The following is a 26,045-nucleotide window of genomic DNA, read 5'->3' on the forward strand; positions in this document are numbered from 1 at the left end:
CCGGCGCGGCACACCGGCACACCACACCTCCGCCCTACCTGGCGGCCCGAGCGGGATCCCCGCACCGGCCCCCGGGTAGGGCGGAGGTGTTTCTGCCGTCCCGCCTGCTTCGCCCGGCTGACCCGCTGCACCGCCAGCTCCGCTGCACCGTCAGTTCTGGGGCACCGTCAGTTCTGCTTGCACCGTCGTCGACTCCGGAACCAGGAACGCGGCGGCAATCTGTGGCGCGGTCAGCCCGCCCGCGTCGATCTGGCGTCCGCTCGCCCCGTCGGCTCTGACCCCACCCGACGCCCCCGATGCCGTTCGGAGACGTCGCCCCCGATGCCGTCCACTTCGGCCGGGTCGACCGGCCGGGCCTGCGGGCGAAATAGCATCTCTTTCCTTCCACTGGGTCGCCGCCCTCTCCGCCCCGATTCGGGCAACGAATTCCGGCACCACTCTCGTGTCCATTTCCGTACCCGGATGTCGACTCTTGGCAACTGTCGGACGGACTGTGCCATGTCGACGTCTTCGCAGCTCATGGCGGGTATACGCCCACTCCTCCGAAAATAACTATGGGCTGCGTCACAGCAATTAACCAAGGCGTTTCCTCTCGCGCCGGCCTCGGGTACCGGCTGCGGCTAGACGCAATCCGGACGACCGGATGCCGTACGCGGAAGCAAAGCGAAGGGGATGACGAGATGAGTAAGGCGACTCAGATCGCACTGGGAGCCGGCGTCGGCTATCTGCTCGGCCGGCGTCGGAAGCTGGGTCTGGTGGTGGTACTGGGCGGGGCGGTCGCCGCCGGACGGCTCAGCAGCGATCGTCGACTGCTCAGCCGGGGCGCGAAGCTGCTCGGCAGCTCCACCGAACTGAGCCGGATCGCCGAGTTGGGCATGCCGCTGGTCGCCGCGACCCGGGCCGCCGCGACCAGCGCGGTGACCCGGCGGATCGACGCGGTCAGCGCCGGCCTGCGGGAGCGGACCGACCTTCGGCAGGCGGCCGGGCGGACCGCACCGGAGGAGGCCGCCGAGCCGGCCGAGCGGGTCCGCCGGAAGGCGTCGGACCTGCGCGGCACGGTCCGCCGGGGCCGCCGGCCGGCAAAGCCGGCGGACGAGGAGCCCGACGAGTTCGAGGCGGACGAGTTCGAGGACGACGAGCCGGCGGACGAGGACGTCGACGCCGACCTCCGGGACGACGACGCGGACGCCGTCGACGCCGAGGACACCGACGAGGACGAGGACACCGACGAGGACGACGACGACAGCGACGAGGACGAGGACAGCGACGAGGACGACGCGGATCTGGACCGTCGTGCCGGGCAGAAGAGGGACCGGCGTCCTTCCCGGTCGGCGCCCCGGCAACCGGCCCGGCGCAAGGAGTCGACCGACGCCGCTCCGGTACGCCGGAGGGCCCGATGAGCCCGGCGACCCGCGCGGCACGGGCCCGGCCGGCCGAGGGACCCCAGGCGGGTTCGAACGGGCTGGTAGAGGCGCTGCGCGGCCTGGCCGGGGCCGCCGGGGAGCGCATGGTCAGCGGCGCGACCAGCCGGATCGGCGGCACCACCGACCGACTCGCCCGGTACGCCGAGCGCGGCGGCCCGGCCGGGGCAGCCGCCAAGGCCGGCGCGGGACGGCTGGCCGAAGGGGCCTCTCCGATGAAGGCGGGACTCGCCGCCGGGCTGGCCGCCGTCAAGGAGCGGGTCCGGACGGCACTGGGTCGAAGCGGCGGGGGCGCGGAGCAGAAGCTCAAGGTGACCAACATCGTGGAGTCGATCGAGGTCGGCGTGCCACGGCGGGTGGCGTACGACCAGTGGACCCGGTTCGAGGACTTCCCCCGGTTCATGAAGAAGGTGGAGCACGTCGAGCGGAACTCGGCCGAGGAGATGACCTGGAAGGCGCAGGTCTTCTGGTCGCACCGGAGCTGGCGGTCCCGCACGGTCGAGCAGGTACCGGACGAGCGGATCGTCTGGCGGTCCACCGGCGCCAAGGGTTCGGTCGACGGCGCGGTGACCTTCCACGAGATCACCCCCGAGCTGACCCGGATCCTGCTGGTGCTGGAGTACCACCCGCAGGGCCTGTTCGAGCGGACCGGCAACCTCTGGCGGGCCCAGGGCCGACGGGTACGCCTCGAACTGAAGCACTTCGCGCGGCACGTGATGACCCAGACGATCCTGCACCCGGACGAGGTGCGGGGCTGGCGCGGTGAGATCCGGGACGGGCAGGTCGTCCGCGACGACGACGGGGACGAGAGCACCGAGAAGCCTGACCGAAGCACCGAGAAGGCCGGCCGGAGTACTGAGAAGGCGGGACGGACCGGTACGGCGGGCGAGGGGGCCGCCGGACGGACGGGCACGGCGGGCGAGAAGTCCGGACGGACCGGCTCGGCGGGCCGGAACGCCGAGCGGACGACGAGACGCCGGAGCGCTGACAGCGGCGCTGACAAGACGGAACGGAGCGGAGGGGTACGGCGATGACGGACATCGTGCGGCGTTCGGGCGGCTCACCCGGCGGTGGTGGCGGCGGCTCCGACCTGGCCGAGGTGGTCGGGATGATCCTGGACAAGGGTGTGGTCATCGACGCCCACCTGGCGGTCAGCCTGGTCGGCATCCGACTGCTCACCGTCGACGCCCGGGTCGTGGTGGCCAGCGTCGACACCTACCTCCGGTTTGCCGAGGCGACCAACCGGCTCGACCTATCGGCAAGCCGGGACAAGGGTCTGCCGGACCTCGTCTCCGGTGGGAAGGCCGGCCTGATGGAGAAGGCCGGGGACGCCCTCGGCGAGATCGTCGGTGGCGGCGGCGGCCGGGACCGGGACCGGGTTCCGCGTCGGCGTCGCCGGGAGGAGGAGGACTGAGATGGCGACATCGTCCACGATGGACACCGGCAGCGGCACCGGACAGTTGCTCTACGGGCTGGTGCCGGCGGACGTCGAGGTGACCCCGCAGGCCCGGGGCCTGTCCGACCCGGTCGGCCCGGTCGGCATGATCCGACACGGCGAGGTGGCCGCCCTGGTAAGCGAGACGCCCCTGGACGTACGACTGGGACGGCCGGAGGACCTGCTGGCGTACCGCGAGCTGCTGGACGGCGTCGCGGTGACCGGCGACGTGCCGGTACTGCCGGTGCGGTTCGGCACGGTGCTGGGCAGTACGACCGCGGTCAGCGAGCTGCTGGCGGTGCGCCACGACGAGTACAAGGCCGCGCTGGCCGAGCTGGAGGGGCGGGTCGAGTACGTCGTCCGGGCCCGGTACGTCGAGCGGGCCCTGCTGGCCGGCGTACTCGCCGAGGAGCCGGAGGCCGCCGACCTGCGCGACCAACTGCGGGGCCTGCCGGAGGACGCTGCTGTCGAGCTGCGGATCCGGCTCGGTGAGATCGTCGCCCAGGCTGTGGAGGCGCACCGGGCGGCCGACACCGAGCGGCTGGTCGAGGCCCTCGGCCCGTACTGCCTGGCCGACGCGCCGCTGCCGGCGCACCACGAGCAGGACGCCGCCCGGGTCGCGTTCCTGGTCGAGCGGGGCCGGCGAACCGCGTTCACGGACGCGGTACGGGACCTGGCCGAGACGTGGCGGGACTGGGCGACGATGCGGACCATCGGGCCGACCGCCGCCTGGGACTTCGTCCCCGTGACCGTGGGGCGGTGAGGCCGGTGCTGGGCATCCTGCTCTCCCTGCCACTCGCCCCGGTACGCGGACTCACCGGGCTGGCCCGGCTGCTGCGCGACCAGGCCGACCGCGAGCTGTACGACCCGGTCAACGTGCAGCGCGAGCTGACCGCGCTGGCCGACGCGGCGGCGGCCGGCGAGATCTCCGGACCGGAACTCGATCAGGCCCAGCAACGAATCCTCGACCGCCTGATCACCCGACCACATTCGTTCGAGACGGCATCGGAAGGGAGCTGACATGGCCGGGCGCACCGATCGCGCCGACCGCCGCCGGGGGCCGGAGCGCTACCCGGACGACGAGCACGACCACCGCGAGGAGGACGGCTGGACCGGCGGCGACCAGGACGACGACGCGGAGGACTGGATCGACGACGACTACGAGGACGAGGATGCCGACGACGAGGACGACGACGACTACGAGGACGACGACGGGGACGACGGGGCGGACGAGCGGTCTGGTGCCGGGAACCCGCCGCAGCCGGTCTCCGCTCGTGTCGCGGCCGGGAACGCGGCGCGGCAGATCGCCGGCCTGATCGGCAAGCCGGTCATCGGGGTCACCTCGTTGGACCGGACCGAGCGGGGCTGGCTGGTCGGTGTAGAGGTCGTCGAGGATGCCCGGATCCCCTCCTCGGCCGACATCCTCGCCGTCTACCGGACCGAACTGGACGCCGACGGGGAGCTGACCGGATACCGGCGGACCCGGCGCTATCCGCGCGGTCGCGGTGACAACGGAACCGGAGTGGGGTGACGGACGTGCTGCCACAACCGACGTACGGCCACGGTCACGGCCGGCCGGCGACCGGCGACACCGGCAACCTGGCGGACATCCTGGAGCGGGTGCTCGACCGGGGCGTGGTGATCGCCGGAGACATCCGGGTGAACCTGCTCGACATCGAACTGCTCACCATCAAGCTGCGCCTGGTGGTCGCCTCCGTCGACACCGCCCGGGAGATGGGGATCGACTGGTGGGAACACGACCCGTTCCTCGGGGGGCGTCAGCGCGGCTCCGTCGGGCGGGGCGCCGGGCCGGAGGGGCCGGATGCGGCGGCGCTGCCCGAAGGCACCGGTCGGCGGACGGCGGAGGAACGATGAGCGACGGGCAGGCATTCTGGCTGCACGGTGTGACCCGGCAGCTCCGTACCGAGCAGTTGGCCGGGCTCACCGGGACGGGCGGAGGGCCGGTCGAGGCGGTGCGGGTCGGCGACCTGGTCGCGGTCGTCGCGCGGGTGGACCCCGACGGGTACGCCGAGGCGGCGCTGCACCGCAATCTCGGCGACCTGCACTGGCTGGAGGAGGCGGCGACCGCGCACCATCGGGTGGTCGAGTCGGTCTGGCGGCTCGGCCCGGTCCTGCCGGCCCGGCTGGCCACCGTCTACCGGGACGGGCCGGCACTGCACGCGGGAGTGCACGACCGGCGGGTGGCGCTGCGTACCGTCCTCGACCAGCTCACCGACCGGGCCGAGTGGGGCGTCAAGGCGTACGCCGTGCGGTCGGCGGACGAGGCGACGGAGCATTCCGCCGGACCGGTCGGTGGTGGTGCGGGTGCGGCGTACCTGCGGCGCCGACGGGCCGCGCTGGCGGCGGGCGAGGCAGCCCGGCAGGCGGCGGCGGAGGGTGCCGAGGCGGTACACGGGGCGTTGGCCGGGCTGGCCGGTGCGGCCCGTCGACACCGGCCGCAGGACCGGAGCCTGAGCGGGGTGGCGGAGCCGATGGTGCTCAACGGCGCGTACCTGCTGCCGGCCGAGCGGGCCGCCGAGTTCGCCGAGCTGCTCCGGGTGCTGGGTGCCCGGCATCCGGCGCTCCGGCTGGAGCTGACCGGCCCGTGGCCGCCGTACTCGTTCGCCGGTCTCGAAGACTCCGAGACCGAGGACACCGAAGCTGGGAACGCCGAAACCGGGAACGCCGGAATCGGGAACGCCGGAATCGAGGACGAGTCGACCGGGGGCGGCGGAACCGAGGACGGGGGAACCGGAGACGGCGGCGGGGTCGAGGCGGCGGGTGTCGACGGGGGGCGGCGATGAGCGGGCGGGAGGTGCTCGACAGCCAGCCGGTCTCCCTGGTCGACCTGCTCGACCGGGTGCTGGCCACCGGCGTGGTGGTCAGTGGCGACCTGGTGCTGTCGATCGCCGACGTGGACCTGGTGTACGTCTCGTTGCGAGCGCTGCTCGCCTCCGTACGCGCCGCCGCCGGGCCGGACCCGACCTCCGGCGGTACGCCGTGCTGAGCCCGGAGCAGTCCCGGCCCGGTCGGGTCGAGGTGGACCGCGACGGTGTCGAGCGCGGCCTGGCCGGACTGGTGCTCACCATCGTGGAACTGCTGCGGCAGTTGATGGAGCGGCAGGCGCTGCGTCGGATCGACCAGGGCGACCTGACCGACGAGCAGATCGAGCGGGTCGGCAGTACCCTGATGGCGCTGGACGAGCAGATGACCGAGTTGCGGGAGCACTTCGGCCTGACACCGGAGGATCTCAACCTCGACCTCGGTCCGCTCGGCCCGCTGCTGCCCCGGGACTGACCGGACGCGCTGCGCCGGCGAGGTCGCCCAGCGCCGACCGACCGCAGCACCGGTGCGAGACTGGCCCGGTGCCACCGCCCGATTCCGTCGCCGACCTGCCGGTCCGGCACGTCCTGCCGGCCCTTGCCGAGGCGATGCGGGATCCCGGCGCCGCCGTGCTGGTCGCGCCGCCGGGCGCCGGCAAGACCACCCTGGTACCGCTGGCGCTGGCCGAGCAGGTGACCGGACGGATCGTGGTCGCCCAGCCGCGCCGGGTCGCCGCCCGGGCCGCCGCACGCCGGATGGCGGAACTGGTCGGTGAGCGGGTCGGCGGGACCGTCGGGTACGCGGTGCGCGGTGAGCGCCGGACCGGTGCCCGTACCCGGATCGAGGTGGTCACCACCGGTCTGCTCGTACAGCGGCTCCAGCACGATCCGGAGTTGCCCGGCGTCGACGCGGTACTCCTCGACGAGGCCCACGAGCGGCACCTCGACGCCGATCTGGCCCTGGCGTTCGCCATCGAGGCCCGCGCGGCGCTCCGCCCCGACCTGCGCCTGTTGGCGATGTCCGCCACCGCACAGGAGGAGCGGCTCGGCATCCTGCTCGGTACGACGGCGGAGCCGGCCCCGGTGCTCCGCGCCGAGGGTCGGGCGTTTCCGGTCGACGTGGTGTGGGCTCCGCCGCCCCGCCCGGTGGAGCCGCCGCACGGGCTGCGGGTGGATCCCCGGCTGCTCGACCACGTGGCGGCGACCGTACGCCGGGCCCTCGCCGATCAGGACGGTGACCTGCTCGTCTTCCTCCCCGGTGCCGGCGAGGTCAACGGTGTCGCCGGCCGGCTGACCGGGCTCCCCGCCGACACCGACCTGGTACGCCTGCACGGTCGGCAGTCCAGCACCGAGCAGGACGCCGCGCTCCGGCCGACCACCGGTCGGCGCCGGATCGTCCTGGCCACCGCAGTGGCGGAGACCAGCCTGACCGTGCCCGGGGTACGGGTGGTGGTCGACGCCGGGCTGAGCCGGGTGGCCCGGACCGACCTGGCGCGGGGACTCGGCGCGCTGGTGACGGTGCCGGTGTCCCGGGCGGCGGCGACCCAGCGGGCCGGTCGGGCCGGACGGGAGGCACCGGGCCGGGTCTACCGGTGCTGGTCCGTTGCCGAGCACGACCGACTGCCGGCGCAGCCCGAGCCGGAGATCGCGGTCGCCGACCTGACCGCGTTCGCGCTGCACCTCGCCTGCTGGGGGCGGCCGGACGGTACCGGCCTGGCGCTGCCGGACCCGCCTCCGGCGGCGGCGATGCAGGTGGCCCGGAGCACCCTCGACGCGCTCGGCGCGATCGGGCCGGACGGCCAGGTGACCGGGCGGGGCCGGGCGATGGCGGCGGTCGGCGCCCATCCCCGGCTGGCCCGGGCCCTGCTGGACGGTGCCGGCACGGTCGGCCCGGCTCGGGCGGCCGAGGTGGTCGCGGTGCTCGCCGAGTCCGCTTCCGGCGACGATCTGGTCGCCACCTGGCGCCGGCTCCGCTCCGGTACGGACCCCGCCGGCACGCGCTGGCGGGCGGAGGTGGGCCGGCTGCGGTCCGCCCTCGACGAGTTTCCACCGTCCGCCGGGCGCGACGGTGGACGGGGCGGACCGGCGTTGCCGGACGACCTGGCTGCCGGGTTACTGGTCGGCCTGGCGTACCCCGAACGGCTGGCCCGGGTCCGGCAGGACGGCGCCGAGACGTACCTGATGGCCGGCGGGACCGCCGCGGACCTGCCGGCGGGCTCCCCGCTGGCCGGGGCGGAGTGGCTGGCGATCGCGGTCGCCGACCGGGCGCCGGGGCGGCGTGGTGCGGCGATCCGGCAGGCGGCGGTGGTCGACGAGGCCACCGCGCGGGAGGCCGGCGCGGCGCTGCTTCGGCGCGAGCGGCAGATCGCCTGGTCCGGCGAGGACGTGGTGGCCCGGGAGGTGGAGCGGCTGGGCGCCATCGTCCTGCTGGACCGCCCGCTGGCCCGGCCGGATCCGGCCCGGGTCGCCGCCGCGCTGCGCGACGGGCTGCGACAGGTCGGGCTCGACCTGCTGACCTGGACGGCGGGGGCCCGGGAGCTACGGGCCCGGCTGGCTTTCCTCCGGCAGGCGCTCGGTGGCGACTGGCCGGAGATGACCGACGCGGCACTGCTCGACCGGGCCGAGGAGTGGCTCGGCCCGGAGCTGGCCGGCGCACGACGCCGGGCCGACCTGGCCCGGATCGACGTGTCGGCCGCGCTCCGCCGGTTGCTGCCCTGGCGCGAGGCGGCCCGGCTGGACGAGTTGGCTCCGGAGCGGCTGGCGGTGCCGAGCGGGTCCCGCGTACGGGTCGACTACTCCGATCCGGCCGCACCAGTGCTGGCGGTCAAGTTGCAGGAGACGTTCGGCTGGCGGGAGGTGCCCCGGATCGCCGACGGGCGGGTACCGGTGCTGCTGCACCTGCTCTCCCCGGCCGGCCGGCCCGTCGCGGTGACCCGGGATCTCGGCTCGTTCTGGCAGACCGGCTATCCGCAGGTACGCGCCGAGTTGCGCGGCCGGTATCCCTGGCACCCCTGGCCGGTGGACCCGACCGAGGCGGAGCCGACCCGCCGGCTACAGCCCCGCCGGAAGTAGCGGCCGGCGGACCGTCCAGCCCGGGCATGACGACCCGATCAGCGGTACACAGCCGGTCGGCGCGTCGGCACCATGCCGTGTCCCGCCCACTCAAGCAGCGGCGGGTCGGCGCCATGCCGTGTCCGGCCCGCTCCGGCAGCCGCCGACGTCGGGGCGTACCCGGGAAGGCTGGCGGGGCTGCGGTCAGGCGCCGTCGATGATGTCCGCGACCACGACGGTGATGTTGTCCGGGCCGCCGGCCCGCAGGGCCAGGTCGACCAGCCGCTGGGCGCAGCCGGCCGGGTCCGGATAGCCGAGCAGCGCCTCGACCAGGCTGTCCGGTCGGACCACGTTGGACAGCCCGTCGCTGCACAGCAGCCACCGGTCGCCCGCCTCGGGCACCACGGTGGTGTACGTGGGGGTGACCGGCTCGCCCTGCAACGCCCGGGTGACCACCGCCCGGCGGGGATGGCTGTGCGCCTCCTCCGGGCTGATCACCCCCTCGTCGACGAGCATCTGCACGAAGGTGTCGTCCCGGGTGAGCTGGGTCATCGTGCCGCCGCGCAGCAGGTACGCCCGGGAGTCGCCGACGTGGGCCAGGGCGAGGCAGGTGCCGGTACGGGCCAGCAGCAGCGCGGTGAGGGTGGTGCCCATGCCCTGCCGCTCCGGGTCCTCGGTGATCGCGGCGCGGATGCCCGCGCTCGCCGTGTCCACCGCGCCCTGCAACGCCGCGACCAGCCCCTCCTCCGGGGTCTCCACGTCCAGTGGCCGGATCGCCTCGATGGCGAGGGCACTGGCCAGGTCCCCGGCGGCCATCCCGCCCATGCCGTCCGCCACGGCGAGCAGCCAGGGTCCGGCGTGCACGGAATCCTGGTTCGCGCCCCGGATCAGGCCCCGGTCGCTCACCGCCACGGATCGCAGCTTCAGGCTCATGGCAGGCAGCCTGCCAAAAACCCGGCCGAAAAGCTTGCAGTAGATCACCACCCGCCCGGAGTGGCGGTCGAAATTTACCGTACGTGAATACGGTGATCACGAAACGCGAGCCGTTCCGACGCCGGTAGCCGGCCTGCCGCCGACCAATGGCGGCGAATTCTATCCAGGCCGGTCGATTGACATGCCAGAAACGGGCTGGCAACATCGGCACGGAGTTGGGAGCGCTCCCACCGGCTGCTCCCGATCCCACCGCCGCGAACCCGAGTGGTCGGGGGCCCGGCGGCACGCCCATCGGAAGGGATCCCCCGTGCTCCGACCCCGCCACCGCCACCGCCGGCCCGCCCGCGCGGTCACCCTGCTCGCCACCGCCGCCCTGCTGATCACCGGTTCGGCCACCGGCGTGCAGGCCCGGCCCGACGGCTCCGCCGGCACCCGCGCGGTCACCGAACACATCGTCAACGGCACCTTCACCGACAGCACCGCCCCGTGGTGGGCCTCGGCCAACCTCAGCCTCGCCGTGGTCGACGGCCAGCTCTGCACCGAGGTTCCCGGCGGGCTGGCCAACCCCTGGGACGCCAGCCTCGGCCACAACACCATTCCGCTGGTCGACGACGCCGGCTACGCGCTGAGTTTCCGCGCCTCGGCCAGCGCACCCGTCACCGTCAAGGCGAACGTCCAGCTCAACGAGGACCCGTACACCACGGTGCTGTCCCGGGACGTCGCGCTCGACGCCACCGCCGAGGAGTTCGGGTACGAGTTCACCGGCACCCTCGACTCGACCAACGGCACCCTCACCTTCCAGCTCGGCGGCGCCGCCGAGGCGTACACGTTCTGCCTGGACGACGTCTCGCTGACCAGTGACGCCGACACCGGGCCGCCGCCCGGCGGTGCCGAACAGTTGACCAACGGCGACTTCGACGACGGCACCTCCGGCTGGTACTCCTACGGCACCACCTCGACCGGGGTCACCGACGGCCGGCTCTGCTCCGCCGTACCGGGCGGGATGGCCAACCCGTGGGACGGCGGCGTCGGACAGAACGACGTGGCCCTGATCAACGGCGAGTCGTACACGCTCTCCTTCGACGCCTCGGCCAGCCCCGGCGCCACCGTACGGGTCGCGGTGCAGCTCGGCGTCGACCCGTACACCACGTACTTCGCCGAGGACATCACCTTCGGCGCCGAGGCGCAGCACGTCGAACGGACCTTCACCGCCACCGCCGACACCGAGGCCGCCCAGCTCGCGTTCCAGGTCGGTGGCAACGCCACGGCGTACACGTTCTGTCTGGACAACGCGTCGCTGCTGGGCGGCGAGGAGGAGCCGCCGTACGTGCCGGACACCGGGCCACGGGTCCGGGTGAACCAGGTCGGCTACCTGCCGGCGGGGCCGAAGAACGCCACCGTCGTCACCGAGGCGACCACGCCGCTCGGCTGGCAGCTCAGGTCGGCGGCGGGCGCGGTGGTGGCCAGTGGGCAGAGCACCCCGCGCGGCGTCGACCGGTCCTCGGCGCAGAACGTGCACGGCGTGGACTTCTCCGGCTACCGCACTGCGGGCAGCGGCTACACGCTGACCGCCGACGGCGAGACCAGCCACCCGTTCGACATCTCGGCCGACGTCTGGAAGCAGCTCCGCTCCGACTCGCTCCAGTTCTTCTACGTCCAGCGCAGCGGCATCGCGATCGACGGCAGTCTGGTCGGCGCGGAGTACGCCCGGCCGGCCGGGCACCTCGGGGTGGCGCCGAACCGGGGCGACACCGACGTACCGTGCCAGCCCGGGGTCTGCGACTACCGCCTCGACGCCCGGGGCGGCTGGTACGACGCCGGTGACCACGGCAAATACGTGGTGAACGGCGGCATCGCCACCTACCAGTTGCTGAACGCCTTCGAACGGACCAAGACCGCGCCCACCGCCGGTGGCGGCGCGGCGCTCGGCGACAGCACGCTGCGGGTGCCGGAGCGCGGCAACTCGGTGCCGGACATCCTCGACGAGGCCCGCTGGGAGCTGGAGTTCCTGCTCCGGATGCAGGTGCCGGCCGGCAAACCGCTGGCCGGGATGGCGCACCACAAGATGCACGACCGGAACTGGACCGGGCTGCCCCTGCAACCCGAGGACGACCCGGAACTGCGCGAACTGCACCCACCGTCCACGGCGGCGACGCTCAACCTGGCCGCCACCGCCGCGCAGTGCGCCCGGCTCTACGCCCCGTACGACCCGGCGTTCGCCGACCGCTGCCGGACTGCGGCGACCGCCGCGTACGCGGCGGCCAAGGCCAACCCGACCCGGTACGCCGACCCGAACGACGGCAACGGCGGCGGCTCCTACAGCGACGGCAACGTCACCGACGAGTTCTACTGGGCCGCCGCCGAGCTGTACCTGAGCACCGGCGGTGCGTCGTACCTCGCCGACCTGACCGCGTCGCCGCACCACACCGACGACGAGGTCTTCGCCGCGCACGGCTTCGGCTGGGGCAGCACCGCCGCGCTCGGCCGGCTCGACCTGGCCACCGTGCCGAGCGGCCTCTCCACGACCGAGCGGGACCGGATCCGCGCCTCGGTGGTGGCCGCCGCCGACCGTTACCTGACCACGGCCCAGGGCCAGGCGTACGGGCTGCCGATGCCGGGCACCCCGAACAGCTACTTCTGGGGCGCCAACAGCAACATCATCAACAACGCGGTCGTCCTGGCCACCGCCTTCGACCTGACCGGACAGGCCAGGTACCGGGACGGCGCCGTGCAGGGGATGGACTACATCTTCGGCCGCAACGCGCTGAACCAGTCGTACGTGACCGGGTGGGGCGAGAACGCGTCGGAGAACCAGCACAGCCGGATCTTCGGCAACCAGTACGACGAGTCGCTGCCGAACCCGCCGGCCGGCTCGATCGCCGGTGGCGCGAACGCCAGCCTCGACGACCCGTTCGCCGAGCAGTTGCTGGAGGGCTGCGCACCGCAGTTCTGCTACGTCGACGACATCGCCTCGTACGCCACCAACGAGGTGGCGATCAACTGGAACTCGGCACTGGCCTGGATCGCCTCGTTCCTGGCCGACCAGGGCGGCAGCACCACCGTGCCGGCCGGCTCCGGCTGCCGGGTGACGTACGTCAACTTCGGCACCTGGGCCGAGGGCGGCGGCTTCACCGGTCAGGCCACCATCACCAACACCGGTACCGCACCGATCAACGGCTGGACGCTGAGCTTCGCGTTCAACGGCGACCAGAAGGTCCGGGAGGCGTGGATGGCGAAGGTGACCCAGGCGGGTGCCCGGGTGACGGCGCGGAACGAGTCGTACAACTCGCGGATCATGCCGGGCAGCAGTCAGATGTTCGGCTTCAACGCCACCACCGCCGGTGGCCCGAACCCGAACCCGACACTGTTCACGGTCAACGGGGTGCCCTGCACCTGAGCACCGCCCGGCCGGGCCCCCGCGCGTACGGCGACGCGCGGGGGCCCGGCCGTCCCGGGTCGGTGCCGGGTCAGCGCAGCCAGTCAAGCAGCCGGTCGCCCTGCTGCCAGACGGTCAGCGCGGAGAAGACCCCGAACAGCAGCACCGACCAGACCAGCGCGACCACCCGGTACGCCCGGGGCCGGATCTGCACCGGCAGCACCCGACGGTTGAGCACCAGCAGCAGGATCGAGTAGAAGAACATCATCAGCCCGCCGACGCAGGCCGAGATGACCAGCAGGATCAGCGGCTGGTCGAAGCCGGCGAGCAGGATGGCGCAGCCGAGCCCGACCAGCCCCCAGACCAGTACGAAGTAGATCCGGCTCTCGGAGAGCCGGGGCAGGTACGACGTCTTGACCACGTCGGCGGCGAGCCGGCTGGTGTAGTCGACGATGCCCATCGCGGCGGCGAACAGCGACAGTGCGCCGATCACCCAGAACAACGTGCCGAACCACGGCCCGACGATCTCCTTCAGCCGCTCCCCCTCCACCTGGAGGAACGAGACGCTGTTCGCCAGCCCCGGTACGCCGTACACGGTGGAGTACGCCAGCAGCGAGGTCAGCACGATGGTGACGAAGGTGATCAGTACGAAGGTGACCGCCTGTTCCCGGTTCGCCAGCCGCCACCAGCGCCGCCAGCGGGCCAGGTTCTCCTCGGTCGGCTCGAAGACGAAACCACGGCTGTCCGGGGCCGCCTCCTCCCGACCGGTGACCGGGCTGACCAGCCGGGGCACGTACGCGCCCATGCCGTAGCCCTTGTCCCGGATCCAGTTGGACTGCACCAGGTTCTGCCCGCCGCCGGCTCCGGCGAAGACCAGCGCGGAGAGCATCAACGCGAAGCCGAGTTCGGTGGGGAACTCCGGCGCGGTCACCGCGGTCGGCAGGTCGCCCCAGGCCCGGGCCGAGATGGCGAAGACCACCGCCACGACGATGAAGAGCAGCACCAGGCCGACCTTGACGAACTCGACCCGTTCCAGCGCGGTGTAGACCACCGGGGCCAGGGTGAGCGTCGCGCCGATCAGCAGCAGCAGGCCGATCGCGATCCAGGTGGCGTCGCCGCCGAAGAGGTACGTCAGCATGGTGGCCGAACTCGACGCCCAGCCCGGCCAGAGGTTGGCGAAGTAGACCATGACCGCGAAGACCAGCCCCCAGTGCCGCCAGAACCGCGAGAAGCCGGTCAGCGCCGTCTCCCCGGTGGCCAGCGTGTAGCGCTCGATCTCCATGTTCAGGAACCACTGGGTGACGATGCCGATCGCGGCGGCCCAGAGGAACACCAGCCCCACCTGCGAGGCGATGTAGGGGAAGAGGATGAACTCACCGGACGCCAGGCCGACCCCGGCCGCGATCACCCCCGGCCCGATGATCGACCAGGCCGACCGGGGCGGCGGCGGTAGGTCCCGCACGGCGACGCCGGGCAGGTGTTTCGTCGGGAAGCGGTCGGCGGCGGACTGCGTCATCGATGACCTCCAGGGGACGGGCACCGGCCGGGTGAGCGGGACTCCGCCCGGATGTCTCCGGTCACCGGAGCCGGATGCGAGATCGGTTCGCAGTGGTAGTGGTAAATAGATCTTCTGCCAACATGGACGTTGTGCCAACGAGTCCTTTTCGACCTGAACAGCGCGACGCCCGCGCCGCGACATCCACCGGCGCCGTGGACGGACCGCACGGAGAGGGCGGGACGGGGTCGGCGGATCAGCTTGTCGTCCGGCCGGGCGGGGCGGGCGACGTCGCCGCCGTACTCGCCCTGCTCGACGGCGCGACCCGTTGGCTGGTGGAGCGCGGGCGTACCGGCCAGTGGGGCAGCACCCCGCACTCCGGCAACCCGCGCCGGATCGCCCAGGTCCGGCGCTGGGCCGCCGACGGCGCCCTCTACCTCGCCGAACTCGCCGGCCGACCGGTCGGGGCGATCGTCGTGGGCACGGCCGTGCCACACGTCCCGCCCGCGACAGAACCCGAGTTGTACGTCAACCTGCTGGTCACCGACCGGGCCCAGGCCGGCAGGCGGATCGGCGCCCGACTGCTCGAGTACGCCGAGGACCTCGCCCGGGCCGCCGGTGTCGACCTGCTCCGGGTGGACTGTTACGCGGGCGACGACGGCGCCCTGATCCGCTACTACGAGAGCCAGGGCTTCACCGTCACGGAACCGTTCACCGTGCCGCTGGCGGACCGGCAGTGGCCGGGCCAGGTGCTCGAACGCCGGCTGAGCCGCCCCGCCGACGACTCGACCCGCCCCGGGCCGGGCGCGGACTGAGCCCGTACGGGCGGGACCTGCCCCGGGCACCGGTCAGCCCTGTCCCGGGCCGCCCGTCCGCAGCTCGGGTAGCACCTTCGCCCCGAAGGTGTCGACGAAGGCGTCCTGGTGCTGCCCCACGTGGTGCAGGTAGATCTCGTCGAACCCGAGGTCGGCGTACTCGCGCAGCAGCGCCGTGTGCCGGCCCAGGTCGGCCGAGACGTTGACCACCTCGGCGACCCGTTCCGGCGACACTGCCTCGGAGACGACGTCGAAGTGGTCGGTCATCTCCAGGTCCCAACAGACCGGCGGGGCGAAGACGTTGCTGCGCCACTGGTCGTACGCGATCCGGGCCGCCTCCGCCGGATCGGGCGCCCAGCTCAGGTGCACCTGGAGATGCAGCTTGCCCCGGCCGCCCGCGTCCCGGTAGGCGTCGACCATCCGGCGCAGCCGGTCCACCGGCGCGTTCACCGTGATCAGCCCGTCCGCCCACTCGGCGCACCACCGGGCGGTCGCCTCGGACACCGCCGCACCGACCAGCGCGGGCGGCTCCTCGGGCCGGGTCCACAGCCGGGCCCGGTCCACGGTGACCAGTCCGTCGTGGCTGACCTCCTCGCCGGCCAGCAGCGCCCGGATCACGTCGACGCACTCCCGCAGCCGGGCGGTACGGACCTCCTTACGCGGCCAGCCGTCCCCGGTGACGTGCTCGTTGCTCGCCTCCCCGGTGCCCAGCGCCGCCCAGAACCGGCCGGGGTACATCGCGGCGAGCGTGCCGATCGCCTGCGCCACGATCGCCGGGTGGTACCGCTGCCCGGGCGCGTTGACGACACCGAACGGGAGCGTCGTGGCCTGGAGCGCGGCACCCAGCCAGGACCAGGCGAACCCCGACTGCCCCTGCCGGGAACTCCACGGCGAGAAGTGGTCCGAGGACATCGCCGCATCGAAGCCCGCCTCCTGGGCCCGGACCACGGCCCGGAGCAACTCGGCGGGATGGATCTGCTCGTGCGAGGCGTGGAGACCGAAGACCGTCATGGCCGTCTCCCGTACCCTGCCGGCCCCCGCCCGCACACCCGGTTACGCCGATGAATCCGTTTCGGAAGATGCGGGGCGGATCGAACGCTGCTGCCGGTGTGCTACTCGCTGTGCGACCCCGCCCCCGGCCCGTCCGACGCCCCCGCACCGATCCAGACCGCCCGAAGGTTGCAGAACTCCCGGATGCCCTGCGCCGACAGTTCGCGTCCGTACCCGGAGTTGCCGACACCGCCGAACGGCAACTCCGGATAGGAGGTGGTCATCCCGTTCACGAACACCATTCCGGCGTCCAGGTCGGCGACGAACCGCTGCTGCTCGTCCGGGTCCCGGGTCCAGGCGTTGGCACCGAGTCCGTAGTCGGTGCCGTTCGCCACCTCGATCGCCTCCTCGTACGAGTCCACCCGGTAGAGCCCGGCGACCGGACCGAAGACCTCGTCGGCGTACATCCGCATCTGCGGGGTCAGGTCGGTGACGACGGTCGGCGGGTACCACCAGCCGGGCCGGTCCGGCACCTCTCCGCCGCAGAGCACCCTGGCCCCCTTTGCCACGGCGTCCCCGACCTGCTCGGCGACCTCGGCCCGGCCCCGCTCGGTGGCCAGCGGGCCGATGTCGGTGTCGTCGTCCATCGGGTCGCCGATCCGCAGCGCGGCCATCCGGGCCACGAACGCGTCGGCGAACTCGTCGTAGACCTCGGTGTGCACGATGAACCGCTTCGCCGCGATGCAGGACTGACCGTTGTTCTGGCAGCGGGCCACGGTCGCCACCTCGGCGGCCCGGGCCACGTCGGCCGAGGGCATCACCACGAACGGGTCGCTGCCGCCGAGTTCCAGCACGGTCTTCTTGATGTTGCGGCCGGCCGCCGCCGCGACCGCCCGGCCGGCACCCTCGCTGCCGGTCAGCGTCGCCGCCCGGACCCGGGGATCGGCCAGCACCCGCTCGATCCGCTCGGAGCCGATCATCAGGGTCTGGAACGCACCGGCCGGGAACCCCGCCCGGCGGAACAACTCGTCCAGGTAGAGCGCCGTCTGCGGCACGTTCGAGGCGTGCTTGAGCAGCCCCGCGTTGCCGGCCATCAGGGCCGGCGCGGCGAACCGCAGCACCTGCCAGAGCGGGAAGTTCCACGGCATCACCGCCAGCACCGGGCCCATCGGGTGGTAGCGGCCGTACGCCGAGGTCGCGCCGATCGAACCGGCGTCGGCGGGCTCGTCGGCGAGGAACCGCTCGGCGTGCGCCGCGTAGTAGCGGCAGGCCGCCGCGCACTTGGCCACCTCGGCTTTGGCCGACGCGTACGTCTTGCCCATCTCCGCGGTCATCGTCCGGGCCACGCCGTCGCACTCGACCTCCAGCAGGTCCGCCACGGTGTTCATCCACCGGGCCCGCTCGGCGAAGGAGGTGGTCCGCAACGCGTCGAAACCGGCCGCCGCCCGGGCGAGCGCCGCCTCCAGTTGCTCGTCCGTCATCTCGTCGAAGGTCTTGCGCACCTGGCCGGTGGTCGGGTCGATGGTGGCGATCGACATGTCGTACTCCCTGGATGTCGGCGGGTACTCGTGGCTGTCGGCGGCCGGCGCACGACGACCGGCGTCACTCGAACATCGAGTGCCTGGTGCCCGGCGGCTCCTCCCGGCGCCGCGCGGCCCGGCGGCGCTGCACCACCACCAGGTCCACCACGGCGGCCACGGCGAGGATGCCGAGGACCACCGCGAGCACCACGAGGCCGGCCCACACCGCCAGCACGCCGAGCCCCACACAGATCACCAGACCGAACGAGGCCAGCACCAGGCGCAGGTTGAGTGCGCTGTACGGGTGGCCAACCGTCCCTTTCGCCCCTCGGGGCTGCGATCTCGCGGCCATTTCGCCGAACTACCCGGTATGGGTCCCGACTAACCTGACCGGCCGGCCCTGGCCCGACCGCTCGCACCCGGTCGGGGTGGCCGGCCCCGCGCGGCGACGGGGTATTCACCCTTCGGGTGGGTATGAACGGATGGGCCGGGTGGGTATAAACGGGTGCATGACGACCGGTCCGACTCCCCCGCCCAGCCACGCCGACCTGTTGACCCGCCCGCTCTACGCGCACCTGGCGACCACCCGCCCCGACGGCGGCCCGCAGAGCAACGTGATGTGGTTCGCCTGGGACGGCGGGCGGATCAGGATGACCCACACCAAGCGCCGGCAGAAGTTCCGCAACGTCCAGCGCGATCCCCGGGTCGCGCTCTCGATCGCCGACCCCGACGACCCGTACCGGTTCCTGGAGGTGCGGGGCGTGGTGGAGAAGATCGAGGACGACGACGAGGTGGCCTCGTTCTACCGCTCGCTCCAGGAGCGGTACGACAACGTCTACGACATCCACGACGCGCCGTACCGGGTGGTGGTCACCATCCGGCCGGAAAGCTTCGTCGCGGTCACCGACGGCCAGCCGCAGCCGGCACGCTGACCGGTCGTCCGCCGTCCACCCTGGTCACCCGCCGGATCCGCGTGCCGGGCGGGTGCGGCCGGGTGCCGAATGTCGGTGATCCGCGCACCGGACGACGGGTCCGAGGGTTCCTGGCCGACCGCGACACCGCGTACAGTTACGGAGCGATTGCTGTCCGCGCCGTACGGGGAGAAGCATGGCCAGACGTGGGACCGCCGCCGTAACCGCCGTGCTCGCGGCCTTCGCCCTGGCTTGTGAGGGCTCCGACGGAGGCGGTGGCGGCCGGCCCGATCCGCCGCCCGCCACCTCCCGGCCCGGCCTGCCCGGGTCGATCGCGGCACTCGGCGACTCGATCACCACCGGCTTCGGCTCCTGCCTGATCCTGGCCGCCTGCCAGCGCAACTCGTGGTCGACCGGGGACAGCAGCCGGGTGGACAGCGTCTACCGGCAGATCCTCGAGGTGAACCCGGCGATCCGCCGCGAGACGCACAACGAGGCGGCGAACGGTGCCCGAGCCTCCGCCCTGACCGGCCAGGCCAACGCCGCCGTACGGGCCAAGGTGGACTACGTGACCGTGCTGATCGGCGCGAACGACGCCTGCCGGGGCGGGATCGAGGACATGACCGGCGTGCAGGCGTTCCGGAAGGACGTCGACCGTGGGCTGGCGGCGGTGAAGAAGGGGCTGCCGAAGGCCAAGGTCCTGGTGATGAGCATCCCGAACCTCTACCGGGTGTGGGAGGTCGGGCACTCCGACGCCCGGGCGGTACGCGCCTGGCGGCGGATCTGCCCCGCGCTGCTGGCCAACCCCACCTCGACGGAGCCGGCCGACCGGACCCGCCGTTCGACGTTCCGGGCCCGGATCGACGCGTACAACGAGCAGCTCGCCGCCGCCTGCAAGGCGTACGGGTCCCGCTGCCGGTACGACGGCGGCGCCGCGCACCGGGTGCGCTTCGGCCTCGACCTGTTGAACCAGGTCGACTACTTCCACCCGAACGTGGCCGGGCAGAACGAACTGGCCAAGGTGGCCTGGCGGGCGTCCGGCCTGTCCGGGCCGGCCGCCCGGGCCCGCTGACCCGTCGGGCCGGGGTCGCGGGCGCCTACCGGGGCGGTGGGGTGAGCGCCCGGGGTCGGTAGAGCTCCTGTGCCCGGGCCGCCAGGCTCTTGGTGGCCGAGGAGTTCGCCCAACTGCCCAGCACCACCGCCGCCCCCGGCACCGCCTTGGCGAGCATCCGCTTCGCCGCCCGTACCCCGGCCATCTGCGCCAGCTTCAGCCCGAGTCGCAGCATCACCTGCGCCAGCGGGGTCCCGGACCGGCCGCGCAGGGCGTCGACCCGCTCCCGTCCGGCGGCCACCCCGAGCGCCAGCCGCGCCGTCTCGGCGATCTTGTGCACCCGTTGCAGGACGAGCAGGTCGGTGGCCCGGTCCGGATGCTCCGGGTCGGCGCCGTAGGCCGCCGCGACGTACAGCACCATCCGGGCCTGGGTCCAGGCGAGTACGCCCATGTCGAGGACCGCGCCGGGCAGGCCGGCGGCTCCGGAGACGGCGCCGGAGATCCGGGCGTGGTTGACGAACTTCCGGATCGCCGTCTCGGCCACCGCCTCCGGCGACATCTGCGGATACCAGGCGCGGGTGCGTTCGGCCCAGGCCCGGGCCTGGGGTCCGATCCGCCGGACCGCCTCCAGGGCCAGGTGCTCCGGGGCGTACTGCGGATCGGCCTTCATCCGCTCCCACAGCCCGCTGGGTGGCGCGGCGGCCAGGTCCGGATCGTCGTCGGGTTCGACAAGTGCCGCATCGCTGGCCGGCCCGACCTGGGCGACCCCGACGGCACTACCCGGGCCGGCGGCCGGGCCCGGGATCGGGGCGCCCGGCGGCGTACGGTCGGTCGGCGGAACCGGCGCGACGGATTCGCCGCCGACCGGTGGGGACTCGGTCACGGGACACTCCGGGGATCGAGAGGGGGAAAGGATCGGGGGTCGGTTGGTCGGGTGGTCAGCGCCGGCCGCGCAGCCGGGCCGCGATCTGGCGGATCCGGTGCTGGTTCGACGGCTTTGCCAGTTCGCGCCGGCCCCGCTCGACGATCTGCCGGCCCTGCGGAGATCTCAGGAACATTCGGATCCGTTGCACCAGTGACGCCATCTCGGTCCTCCTCGCGTGGTCCTGTCTCCAGGTTTACCCGAAATCCGGTCCGCCGACACCGGCCCTGCGGGAACCGGTCGGGTCCGCGCCTCCATCGTGGCCGGACGGATCAAGTCGCCGACCGTCGATCCGGCCCCGGTGGCTCCGACCCGGTGCGGCGCGACCGGCCCACGTTCGACGGTGGGCCGGTCGCACCGAGCGGTGGTCGCGGGTCAGTGCCAGGACGGGACGAGCGCGTCGACCACCCGGGTCGCCCCGCCCTCGTGCTTGGCGTAGTGCTCCGGATAGGCCGAGTACTGCACCGCCTGGGCCGCCTCGGTCAGCCGCATCCGTTCCCAGCCGGGCACCTGGCGCAGGGCCTCGAAGAACCGGGCGCTGGCGTACGCCGGATCCATCAGCCGGTTCACCGGCCCCCAGCCGCTGCTGGTCCGCTGCTGGAACAGTCCGACCGAGTCGTGGTCCCAGCCGGTGCCCTGGTGCCGGTACCGCTTCGACTCCGGCAGGACCTCGCTGGCCCGGTTGAGCAGGTTGCTCTCCTGCATCGCGGTGGCCACTCCGATGATCAGCCCTCGACGGGACACGCCCATGTCACGGCCGGTCCGGACGATGGCCCGGGCGTTGTCCATCTGCACGTCGGTCAGGCCGGCCACCGGCGCCGAGTCGGTCAGCGCCGAGGCGTCGGAGTCCGCCGCCTTCGATTCGCCGGAATCCGACCGGTCGTGGCCGCCGGACCGGCTCGACCGGTCCGCCGGGCGGGCGGCGTCGGCCGGCTCGCCGGTGCCGTCGTCCGGCCGGGCGAGTGCGACCCGGTCTCCGGCGTTCGCCGGGGAGGTGCCGGCCGGATCGGCCGACCGTGGGGCCGCCTGGACGACAGCCAGCACCCCGAGGCAGCAGAGCACTCCGGCGGCCACCGCGACGCCGGCCGGCCGACGCAGGCCGAGCCGGTCCGGGAGCCCGGTCCGGACGGCCAGGGCGCCGGCCCGGACGGCGAGCCGGCGAGCCCGGGGTACGCCCCAGCGGGCGGCCCGGCCCAGAGCCCGCTCGGCGGCCCGGAAAGCGGGCATCCGGCGAGCCAGCACCAGCCCGGGCGCGACGGCCCGGTGCAGCCGTGGCGCCTGGGCCCGGAGCACGGTCAGTGCCGGTCCGGCGGCGGCCCGCAGCCGGGCGACCCCGACCCGGCCGAGCCGACCGGCGGCGGTGGCGACGGGCCGGGCGAACCGACCGGCGGCGGTGACACCGGGCCGGGCGAGCCGGGCCACGGCGGTTACCGCCCGATCGAGTCGACGCAGTACGGCCGGGCCGACCCGTCGGGCGCGGCCGAGCAGGGCGACCAGCACGAGTACGAGCCTGCGCAGCCCGGCCGGGCCGAGCGGGCCGGGCCGGGGCGCCGGAGTCCCGGATCGGCCGGTCACCGAGTCGGAGGAGGAGGCATCATCCGATCGGACAGTGCTGGGTACGGCGGAGTACGCGGTCTCAGAACGGTCGTCGTCAGGCATCCGACGAGGCTAGGCAGCCCGATCGCCAACTACGGACAGTCACCGGGTGGGCTGCCCCACATCTACCCGCCGGACAACCGGTCAGCGGACCACAGGCGCGGGCGACAGCGGTCAACCCCGACGTACACGTCATTTCGGGAAAAGCGCCCGTTCACCGCCAGGCCGGCAGCTAGCTCTCGATCGACCGACACCTCGGGTGACATCGACCACTTCCACCGAACACCCGAACAACACCTGGTCGAACGGACACCCACCGGTCCCCGAACCGGTCCGCCGCCGGTTCGCCGGACCGGTCCGCGCCGTGAGACCGTGGGCCATGGCACCGGTCACCGACCCGCTTGCGCACCACGACCTCCGCCGACTTCCCAAGACCAACCTGCACCTGCACCTGACCGGCTCGATGCGTCCGACGACGCTGGCCGAACTGGCGGACCGGCACGGGCTGGCGCTGCCCGAACCGCTGCCGGTCGGCACCGTCTCCGGCTGGGCCGCGTTCCAGGGCCGTTACGAGCTGGCCCGGGCTGCCCTGCGTACCGGCGAGGACCTGGGGCGGGTGGTCGCCGAGGCGACCGCCGACAACCTGGCCGACGGCGCCGGTTGGGTGGAGATCCAGGTCGACCCGACGACGTACGCCGAACGGCTGGGCGGGCTGGAGCCGGTGGTGGAGGCGGTACTTGCCGGCGCGGCCGGCGGCCGTACCGGAGTGGTCCTGGCGGCGAGTTGGGCCGGACCGCCGGCCCAGGCGGACCGGATCGCCCGACTCGCCGCCCGGTACGCCGGGCACGGCGTCGTCGGTTTCGGCCTCTCCAACGACGAACGCCGGGGCCGGGTCGCCGACTTCGTCCCGGCGATGCGCACGGCGACCGAGGCGGGCCTGCTGGCCGTGCCGCACAGCGGGTTCTACGAGGCGGCCTGGCACGTCCGGGACTGCGTCACGCGGCTCGGCGCGCACCGGGTCGGGCACGGGCTCAGCGCGGTGCACGACCCGGCCACCCTGGAACTGCTCGCCGAGCGAGGGGTGGCGATGGAAGTGTGTCCCAGCTCATATCCACCGTTCGGGGTCACCAGCGATCTGGCGGCCACCCCGCTGCGCGCCCTGCTGACCGCCGGCGTCCCGGTGGCGCTCGGTACGGACGATCCGCTGCTGTTCGGGACGAACCTGCTCGACCAGTACGCCCTGGCCCGGGACGTACTCGGCTGCACCGGGGCCGAACTGGCCGGGCTGGCCCGGTCGTCCGTGACGGCCTCCGCCGCGCCGCCGGAACTCCGGGCGGCGATGCTGGCAGGCGTCGAGGAGTGGCTCGGCGGAATGGACCAAGATAGCGGCAGCGTTTGCTACATCGGGGCGCCGTCCGCGTAGGCGCGTCCCGGCGTACCCCGAGGAGGTCCTGACCGGTGCTCGACCCGAACGAGCTCTACCAGCTCACCGACGATCTGCCCGAGCTGGGTCAGCCCGTGCTGATCCAGGCGCTTTCCGGCTTCGTCGACGCCGGAAACGCCACCCGGCTCGCCCGGGAACACCTGGTCTCGGCCCTCGAGTCCCGGACGATCGCCACGTTCGACCTCGACCAACTGCTCGACTACCGGTCCCGGCGCCCGACGATGGTCTTCGTCGAGGACCACTGGGAGCACTACGAGCAGCCGAAACTCGAACTGCACCTGCTGCGTGACGACGAGAACACCCCGTTCCTGCTGCTCTCCGGCCCCGAGCCGGACTTCCAGTGGGAACGGTTCATCGCCGCGCTGACCAGCCTGATCCGGCGGCTCGGCGTACGCGTGACGATCGGGCTGAACGCCATCCCGATGGCGGTACCGCACACCCGGCCGATCGGGGTGACCGCACACGCCACCCGGCCCGAGCTGATCACCGGCTACGAGTCCTGGCTGCAACGCATCCAGGTGCCCGGCAGCGCCGGCAACCTGCTCGAATTCCGGCTCGGCGAGCAGGGCTGGGACGCCGTCGGCTTCGCGGTGCACGTGCCGCACTACGTCGCCCAGACCGAATACCCGGGCGCGGCCGAACTTCTGCTGACCTCGGTCTCCCGGGCAACCGGCCTGCTGCTGCCCACCGAGTCGCTGCGGACCGCCGCCGAGGCCGTCCGGGTCGACATCGACCGGCAGGTGGCGCAGACCGACGAGGCCACCTCGCTGGTACGGGCGCTGGAGGAGCAGTACGACGCCTTCACCCGGGGCCGGGGCGGGCCGAACCTGCTCGCCAACGAGAGCGGGCCGCTGCCCACCGCCGACGAACTCGGCGCCGAGCTGGAGCGCTTCCTCGCCGAGCAGGGCCGGCCCGGGGACAACCCGACCGGCTGACCGGGCAACTCCCACCAGGGACGACGACGCGGCAGGCGGCGGCTCCGGCGCCGCCTGCCGGCAGGCCGGGCCGGGATCGGGCAGGCTGGGCACATGCGCCTGGCGACCTGGAACGTCAACTCGGTGAAGGCCCGCCTCCCCCGGCTGCTGGACTGGCTCGCCGGTACCCGGCCGGACGTCGTCTGCCTCCAGGAGACGAAGTGCCCGGACGGCTCGTTCCCGGTCGCCGAGGTCGGTGAGCTGGGCTACGAGGTGGCCAGCCACAGCGACGGGCGGTGGAACGGGGTGGCGATCCTGTCCCGGGTCGGCCTCGACGACGTGGCGGTCGGGTTCACCGACGAGCCCGGGTTCCCGGAGCCGGAGGCCAGGTCGATCTCCGCGACCTGCGCCGGGCTCCGCGTCTGGTCGATCTACGTGCCGAACGGGCGTACCCCGGACTCGCCGCACTACGAGTACAAGCTCGCCTGGTTCGCGGTGCTGCGTGACGCGCTCGCCGCCGAGCTGCGTACCGGCCGGGCGCTGGTGGTCTGCGGCGACTACAACGTGGCGCCGACCGACGCCGACGTCTGGGATCCGGCCCTCTTCGTCGGCTCCACCCACGTGACCCCGGCGGAGCGCCAGGCCCTGGCCGACCTGCGTGCCCTCGGCCTCACCGACGTGGTGCCGACGCCGATGAAGGGGCCGCACCCGTTCACGTACTGGGACTACCGGGCCGGGATGTTCCACCAGAACAAGGGCATGCGGATCGACCTGGTTTACGCCACCGGATCCTTCGCCGGCACCGTCACCTCGGCGTACGTCGACCGGGAGGCCCGCAAGGGCAAGGGGCCGTCCGACCACGCCCCGATCGTGGTGGACGCCGGGTTCGACGGGGTGGGGCCGCCTCCGGCGGACCGCCCCGGGTCCGGGTGACGGGATCAGCTGCGGCGCTCGCCGACGGGTCGGGTTCCGCGGGCCGCTCGGCAGATCCGGACAATAGAGTGGAGACATGGCAGTCGTGAAGATCAACGCGATCGAGGTACCGCCGGACTCCGGCCCCGAACTGGAGCGCCGGTTCGCCGCGCGGCAGGGGGCGGTCGAGAACTCCCCCGGATTCCTCGGCTTCGAACTGCTCCGACCGGTGGCCGGCGAGAGCCGCTACTTCGTCTACACGAAGTGGGAGAGCGAGGAGGCGTACCAGGCCTGGGCGAGCGGGCCGGCCCGGGAGGCGCACGCGCGTGGCCCGGCCGGCGGCGGGTCGAGCGGCGAGCAGCCGAGGCCGGTCGCCACCGGCGCCACGCTGCTCGAGTTCGAGGTGGTCCAGCAGGCCGCCCCGACCGCGCCGTAGC

Annotated in this window: 27 protein-coding genes; 19 read left to right on the plus strand and 8 right to left on the minus strand. The window is 73.3% G+C overall.

Annotated features, from left to right (window positions below):
- Window positions 1–680: 680 nt before the first annotated feature.
- The 11 genes from Pen02_RS38525 to hrpB all read left to right on the plus strand — a co-directional run bounded on the left by Pen02_RS38525 (window position 681) and on the right by hrpB (window position 8,750).
- Complete coding sequence (locus Pen02_RS38525; RefSeq protein WP_203871149.1) at window positions 681–1,400, plus strand: hypothetical protein; 720 nt, start codon at window positions 681–683, stop codon at window positions 1,398–1,400.
- Entirely contained in the window at window positions 1,397–2,455 is a 1,059-nt protein-coding gene (locus Pen02_RS38530) for an SRPBCC family protein (RefSeq protein WP_203871150.1), read from the plus strand. Before Pen02_RS38525 ends, Pen02_RS38530 begins: the two co-directional genes overlap by 4 nt.
- Window positions 2,452–2,835 carry a gas vesicle protein GvpJ gene (gvpJ, locus tag Pen02_RS43275; protein ID WP_203871151.1) on the plus strand — a complete coding sequence of 128 codons (384 nt, stop codon included), beginning with the start codon at window positions 2,452–2,454 and terminating at the stop codon, window positions 2,833–2,835. The genes Pen02_RS38530 and gvpJ overlap by 4 nt, the downstream gene beginning before the upstream one ends.
- 1 nt (window position 2,836) lies before the next feature.
- Window positions 2,837–3,619, plus strand: a complete 783-nt coding sequence (locus Pen02_RS38540) for a GvpL/GvpF family gas vesicle protein (RefSeq protein WP_203871152.1) — start codon at window positions 2,837–2,839, stop codon at window positions 3,617–3,619.
- Window positions 3,616–3,876, plus strand: a complete 261-nt coding sequence (locus Pen02_RS38545) for a gas vesicle protein GvpG (protein WP_203871153.1) — start codon at window positions 3,616–3,618, stop codon at window positions 3,874–3,876. The genes Pen02_RS38540 and Pen02_RS38545 overlap by 4 nt, the downstream gene beginning before the upstream one ends.
- Before the next feature lies 1 nt (window position 3,877).
- Window positions 3,878–4,387 (plus strand): gas vesicle protein GvpO, encoded by a 510-nt coding sequence (gene gvpO / locus Pen02_RS38550; RefSeq protein ID WP_203871154.1) that lies wholly within the window; start codon window positions 3,878–3,880, stop codon window positions 4,385–4,387.
- Window positions 4,388–4,392: 5 nt separating this feature from the next.
- On the plus strand, window positions 4,393–4,731 hold the full coding sequence (locus Pen02_RS42885; RefSeq protein WP_239141960.1) for a gas vesicle protein: 339 nt from the start codon (window positions 4,393–4,395) through the stop codon (window positions 4,729–4,731).
- Window positions 4,728–5,660: a GvpL/GvpF family gas vesicle protein gene (locus tag Pen02_RS38560; protein WP_203871155.1), complete on the plus strand. Its 933-nt coding sequence runs from the start codon at window positions 4,728–4,730 to the stop codon at window positions 5,658–5,660. The genes Pen02_RS42885 and Pen02_RS38560 overlap by 4 nt, the downstream gene beginning before the upstream one ends.
- Window positions 5,657–5,863 carry a gas vesicle protein gene (locus Pen02_RS38565; protein ID WP_203871156.1) on the plus strand — a complete coding sequence of 69 codons (207 nt, stop codon included), beginning with the start codon at window positions 5,657–5,659 and terminating at the stop codon, window positions 5,861–5,863. Before Pen02_RS38560 ends, Pen02_RS38565 begins: the two co-directional genes overlap by 4 nt.
- The gene (locus Pen02_RS38570) at window positions 5,857–6,153 is read left to right on the plus strand and encodes a gas vesicle protein K (RefSeq protein WP_239141961.1); all 297 of its coding nucleotides are present in this window, start codon (window positions 5,857–5,859) and stop codon (window positions 6,151–6,153) included. The genes Pen02_RS38565 and Pen02_RS38570 overlap by 7 nt, the downstream gene beginning before the upstream one ends.
- 68 nt (window positions 6,154–6,221) lie before the next feature.
- Window positions 6,222–8,750: an ATP-dependent helicase HrpB gene (gene hrpB, locus Pen02_RS38575; RefSeq protein WP_239141962.1), complete on the plus strand. Its 2,529-nt coding sequence runs from the start codon at window positions 6,222–6,224 to the stop codon at window positions 8,748–8,750.
- A gap of 183 nt (window positions 8,751–8,933) precedes the next feature.
- On the opposite strand, the gene Pen02_RS38580 is transcribed toward hrpB, so the two are convergent.
- Complete coding sequence (locus tag Pen02_RS38580; protein ID WP_203871157.1) at window positions 8,934–9,662, minus strand: PP2C family protein-serine/threonine phosphatase; 729 nt, start codon at window positions 9,660–9,662, stop codon at window positions 8,934–8,936.
- A 307-nt stretch (window positions 9,663–9,969) separates the two neighbouring features.
- Here Pen02_RS38580 and Pen02_RS38585 point away from each other — a divergent pair, with 307 nt between their 5' ends.
- Window positions 9,970–13,059: a glycoside hydrolase family 9 protein gene (locus Pen02_RS38585; protein ID WP_239141963.1), complete on the plus strand. Its 3,090-nt coding sequence runs from the start codon at window positions 9,970–9,972 to the stop codon at window positions 13,057–13,059.
- Between the two features lie 70 nt (window positions 13,060–13,129).
- Here the strand turns inward: Pen02_RS38585 and Pen02_RS38590 are convergent, their stop codons facing one another.
- Complete coding sequence (locus Pen02_RS38590) at window positions 13,130–14,554, minus strand: Nramp family divalent metal transporter (protein WP_203871159.1); 1,425 nt, start codon at window positions 14,552–14,554, stop codon at window positions 13,130–13,132.
- Window positions 14,555–14,748: 194 nt separating this feature from the next.
- On the opposite strand from Pen02_RS38590, the gene Pen02_RS38595 reads away from it, so the two are divergent.
- Window positions 14,749–15,348, plus strand: coding sequence for a GNAT family N-acetyltransferase (locus tag Pen02_RS38595; RefSeq protein ID WP_239141964.1), 600 nt, complete (start codon window positions 14,749–14,751; stop codon window positions 15,346–15,348).
- Between the two features lie 33 nt (window positions 15,349–15,381).
- On the opposite strand, the gene Pen02_RS38600 is transcribed toward Pen02_RS38595, so the two are convergent.
- The 3 genes from Pen02_RS38600 to Pen02_RS38610 all read right to left on the minus strand — a co-directional run bounded on the left by Pen02_RS38600 (window position 15,382) and on the right by Pen02_RS38610 (window position 18,210).
- The gene (locus Pen02_RS38600) at window positions 15,382–16,359 is read right to left on the minus strand and encodes a TIGR03885 family FMN-dependent LLM class oxidoreductase (RefSeq protein ID WP_203871161.1); all 978 of its coding nucleotides are present in this window, start codon (window positions 16,357–16,359) and stop codon (window positions 15,382–15,384) included.
- Window positions 16,360–16,460: 101 nt separating this feature from the next.
- Window positions 16,461–17,876, minus strand: coding sequence for an NADP-dependent succinic semialdehyde dehydrogenase (locus Pen02_RS38605; RefSeq protein ID WP_203871162.1), 1,416 nt, complete (start codon window positions 17,874–17,876; stop codon window positions 16,461–16,463).
- Between the two features lie 64 nt (window positions 17,877–17,940).
- Window positions 17,941–18,210 carry a DUF6343 family protein gene (locus Pen02_RS38610; RefSeq protein ID WP_203871163.1) on the minus strand — a complete coding sequence of 90 codons (270 nt, stop codon included), beginning with the start codon at window positions 18,208–18,210 and terminating at the stop codon, window positions 17,941–17,943.
- A 157-nt stretch (window positions 18,211–18,367) separates the two neighbouring features.
- On the opposite strand from Pen02_RS38610, the gene Pen02_RS38615 reads away from it, so the two are divergent.
- Both Pen02_RS38615 and Pen02_RS38620 read left to right on the plus strand, forming a co-directional pair.
- Window positions 18,368–18,790 carry a PPOX class F420-dependent oxidoreductase gene (locus Pen02_RS38615; protein ID WP_203871164.1) on the plus strand — a complete coding sequence of 141 codons (423 nt, stop codon included), beginning with the start codon at window positions 18,368–18,370 and terminating at the stop codon, window positions 18,788–18,790.
- 175 nt (window positions 18,791–18,965) lie between these two features.
- Window positions 18,966–19,841, plus strand: a complete 876-nt coding sequence (locus Pen02_RS38620) for a GDSL-type esterase/lipase family protein (RefSeq protein WP_203871165.1) — start codon at window positions 18,966–18,968, stop codon at window positions 19,839–19,841.
- Window positions 19,842–19,866: 25 nt separating this feature from the next.
- Here the strand turns inward: Pen02_RS38620 and Pen02_RS38625 are convergent, their stop codons facing one another.
- The 3 genes from Pen02_RS38625 to Pen02_RS42315 all read right to left on the minus strand — a co-directional run bounded on the left by Pen02_RS38625 (window position 19,867) and on the right by Pen02_RS42315 (window position 22,401).
- A complete protein-coding gene (locus tag Pen02_RS38625; protein WP_239141969.1) occupies window positions 19,867–20,526 on the minus strand; it encodes an EcsC family protein in 660 nt (219 codons plus the stop codon).
- 232 nt (window positions 20,527–20,758) lie between these two features.
- Window positions 20,759–20,905 carry a hypothetical protein gene (locus Pen02_RS38630; RefSeq protein WP_203871166.1) on the minus strand — a complete coding sequence of 49 codons (147 nt, stop codon included), beginning with the start codon at window positions 20,903–20,905 and terminating at the stop codon, window positions 20,759–20,761.
- A 212-nt stretch (window positions 20,906–21,117) separates the two neighbouring features.
- Window positions 21,118–22,401: a hypothetical protein gene (locus tag Pen02_RS42315; protein WP_239141965.1), complete on the minus strand. Its 1,284-nt coding sequence runs from the start codon at window positions 22,399–22,401 to the stop codon at window positions 21,118–21,120.
- Window positions 22,402–22,717: 316 nt separating this feature from the next.
- On the opposite strand from Pen02_RS42315, the gene add reads away from it, so the two are divergent.
- The 4 genes from add (at window position 22,718) to Pen02_RS38655 (ending at window position 26,044) form a co-directional block, all read left to right on the plus strand.
- Window positions 22,718–23,761, plus strand: coding sequence for an adenosine deaminase (gene add / locus Pen02_RS38640; RefSeq protein ID WP_203871167.1), 1,044 nt, complete (start codon window positions 22,718–22,720; stop codon window positions 23,759–23,761).
- Window positions 23,762–23,796: 35 nt separating this feature from the next.
- A complete protein-coding gene (locus tag Pen02_RS38645; protein WP_203871168.1) occupies window positions 23,797–24,717 on the plus strand; it encodes a proteasome assembly chaperone family protein in 921 nt (306 codons plus the stop codon).
- A gap of 93 nt (window positions 24,718–24,810) precedes the next feature.
- A complete protein-coding gene (locus tag Pen02_RS38650; protein WP_203871169.1) occupies window positions 24,811–25,629 on the plus strand; it encodes an exodeoxyribonuclease III in 819 nt (272 codons plus the stop codon).
- Window positions 25,630–25,705: 76 nt separating this feature from the next.
- Entirely contained in the window at window positions 25,706–26,044 is a 339-nt protein-coding gene (locus Pen02_RS38655) for an antibiotic biosynthesis monooxygenase family protein (protein WP_203871170.1), read from the plus strand.
- Window position 26,045: the final 1 nt, after the last annotated feature.

The sequence above is a fragment of the Plantactinospora endophytica genome (assembly GCF_016862915.1).
GTDB classification, from domain to species: domain Bacteria; phylum Actinomycetota; class Actinomycetes; order Mycobacteriales; family Micromonosporaceae; genus Plantactinospora; species Plantactinospora endophytica.

Bases quoted from the DNA above. Each gene is read 5' to 3' on its own strand.
- Pen02_RS38525 (WP_203871149.1), top strand. From the start codon at position 681: ATGAGTAAGGCGACTCAGATCGCACTGGGAGCCGGCGTCGGCTATCTG.
- Pen02_RS38530 (WP_203871150.1), top strand. From the start codon at position 1,397: ATGAGCCCGGCGACCCGCGCGGCACGGGCCCGGCCGGCCGAGGGACCC.
- gvpJ (WP_203871151.1), top strand. From the start codon at position 2,452: ATGACGGACATCGTGCGGCGTTCGGGCGGCTCACCCGGCGGTGGTGGC.
- Pen02_RS38540 (WP_203871152.1), top strand. From the start codon at position 2,837: ATGGCGACATCGTCCACGATGGACACCGGCAGCGGCACCGGACAGTTG.
- gvpO (WP_203871154.1), top strand. From the start codon at position 3,878: ATGGCCGGGCGCACCGATCGCGCCGACCGCCGCCGGGGGCCGGAGCGC.
- Pen02_RS38560 (WP_203871155.1), top strand. From the start codon at position 4,728: ATGAGCGACGGGCAGGCATTCTGGCTGCACGGTGTGACCCGGCAGCTC.
- Pen02_RS38565 (WP_203871156.1), top strand. From the start codon at position 5,657: ATGAGCGGGCGGGAGGTGCTCGACAGCCAGCCGGTCTCCCTGGTCGAC.
- Pen02_RS38580 (WP_203871157.1), bottom strand. From the start codon at position 9,662: ATGAGCCTGAAGCTGCGATCCGTGGCGGTGAGCGACCGGGGCCTGATC.
- Pen02_RS38590 (WP_203871159.1), bottom strand. From the start codon at position 14,554: ATGACGCAGTCCGCCGCCGACCGCTTCCCGACGAAACACCTGCCCGGC.
- Pen02_RS38600 (WP_203871161.1), bottom strand. From the start codon at position 16,359: ATGACGGTCTTCGGTCTCCACGCCTCGCACGAGCAGATCCATCCCGCC.
- Pen02_RS38605 (WP_203871162.1), bottom strand. From the start codon at position 17,876: ATGTCGATCGCCACCATCGACCCGACCACCGGCCAGGTGCGCAAGACC.
- Pen02_RS38610 (WP_203871163.1), bottom strand. From the start codon at position 18,210: ATGGCCGCGAGATCGCAGCCCCGAGGGGCGAAAGGGACGGTTGGCCAC.
- Pen02_RS38615 (WP_203871164.1), top strand. From the start codon at position 18,368: ATGACGACCGGTCCGACTCCCCCGCCCAGCCACGCCGACCTGTTGACC.
- Pen02_RS38620 (WP_203871165.1), top strand. From the start codon at position 18,966: ATGGCCAGACGTGGGACCGCCGCCGTAACCGCCGTGCTCGCGGCCTTC.
- Pen02_RS38630 (WP_203871166.1), bottom strand. From the start codon at position 20,905: ATGGCGTCACTGGTGCAACGGATCCGAATGTTCCTGAGATCTCCGCAG.
- Pen02_RS42315 (WP_239141965.1), bottom strand. From the start codon at position 22,401: ATGCCTGACGACGACCGTTCTGAGACCGCGTACTCCGCCGTACCCAGC.
- add (WP_203871167.1), top strand. From the start codon at position 22,718: ATGGCACCGGTCACCGACCCGCTTGCGCACCACGACCTCCGCCGACTT.
- Pen02_RS38650 (WP_203871169.1), top strand. From the start codon at position 24,811: ATGCGCCTGGCGACCTGGAACGTCAACTCGGTGAAGGCCCGCCTCCCC.
- Pen02_RS38655 (WP_203871170.1), top strand. From the start codon at position 25,706: ATGGCAGTCGTGAAGATCAACGCGATCGAGGTACCGCCGGACTCCGGC.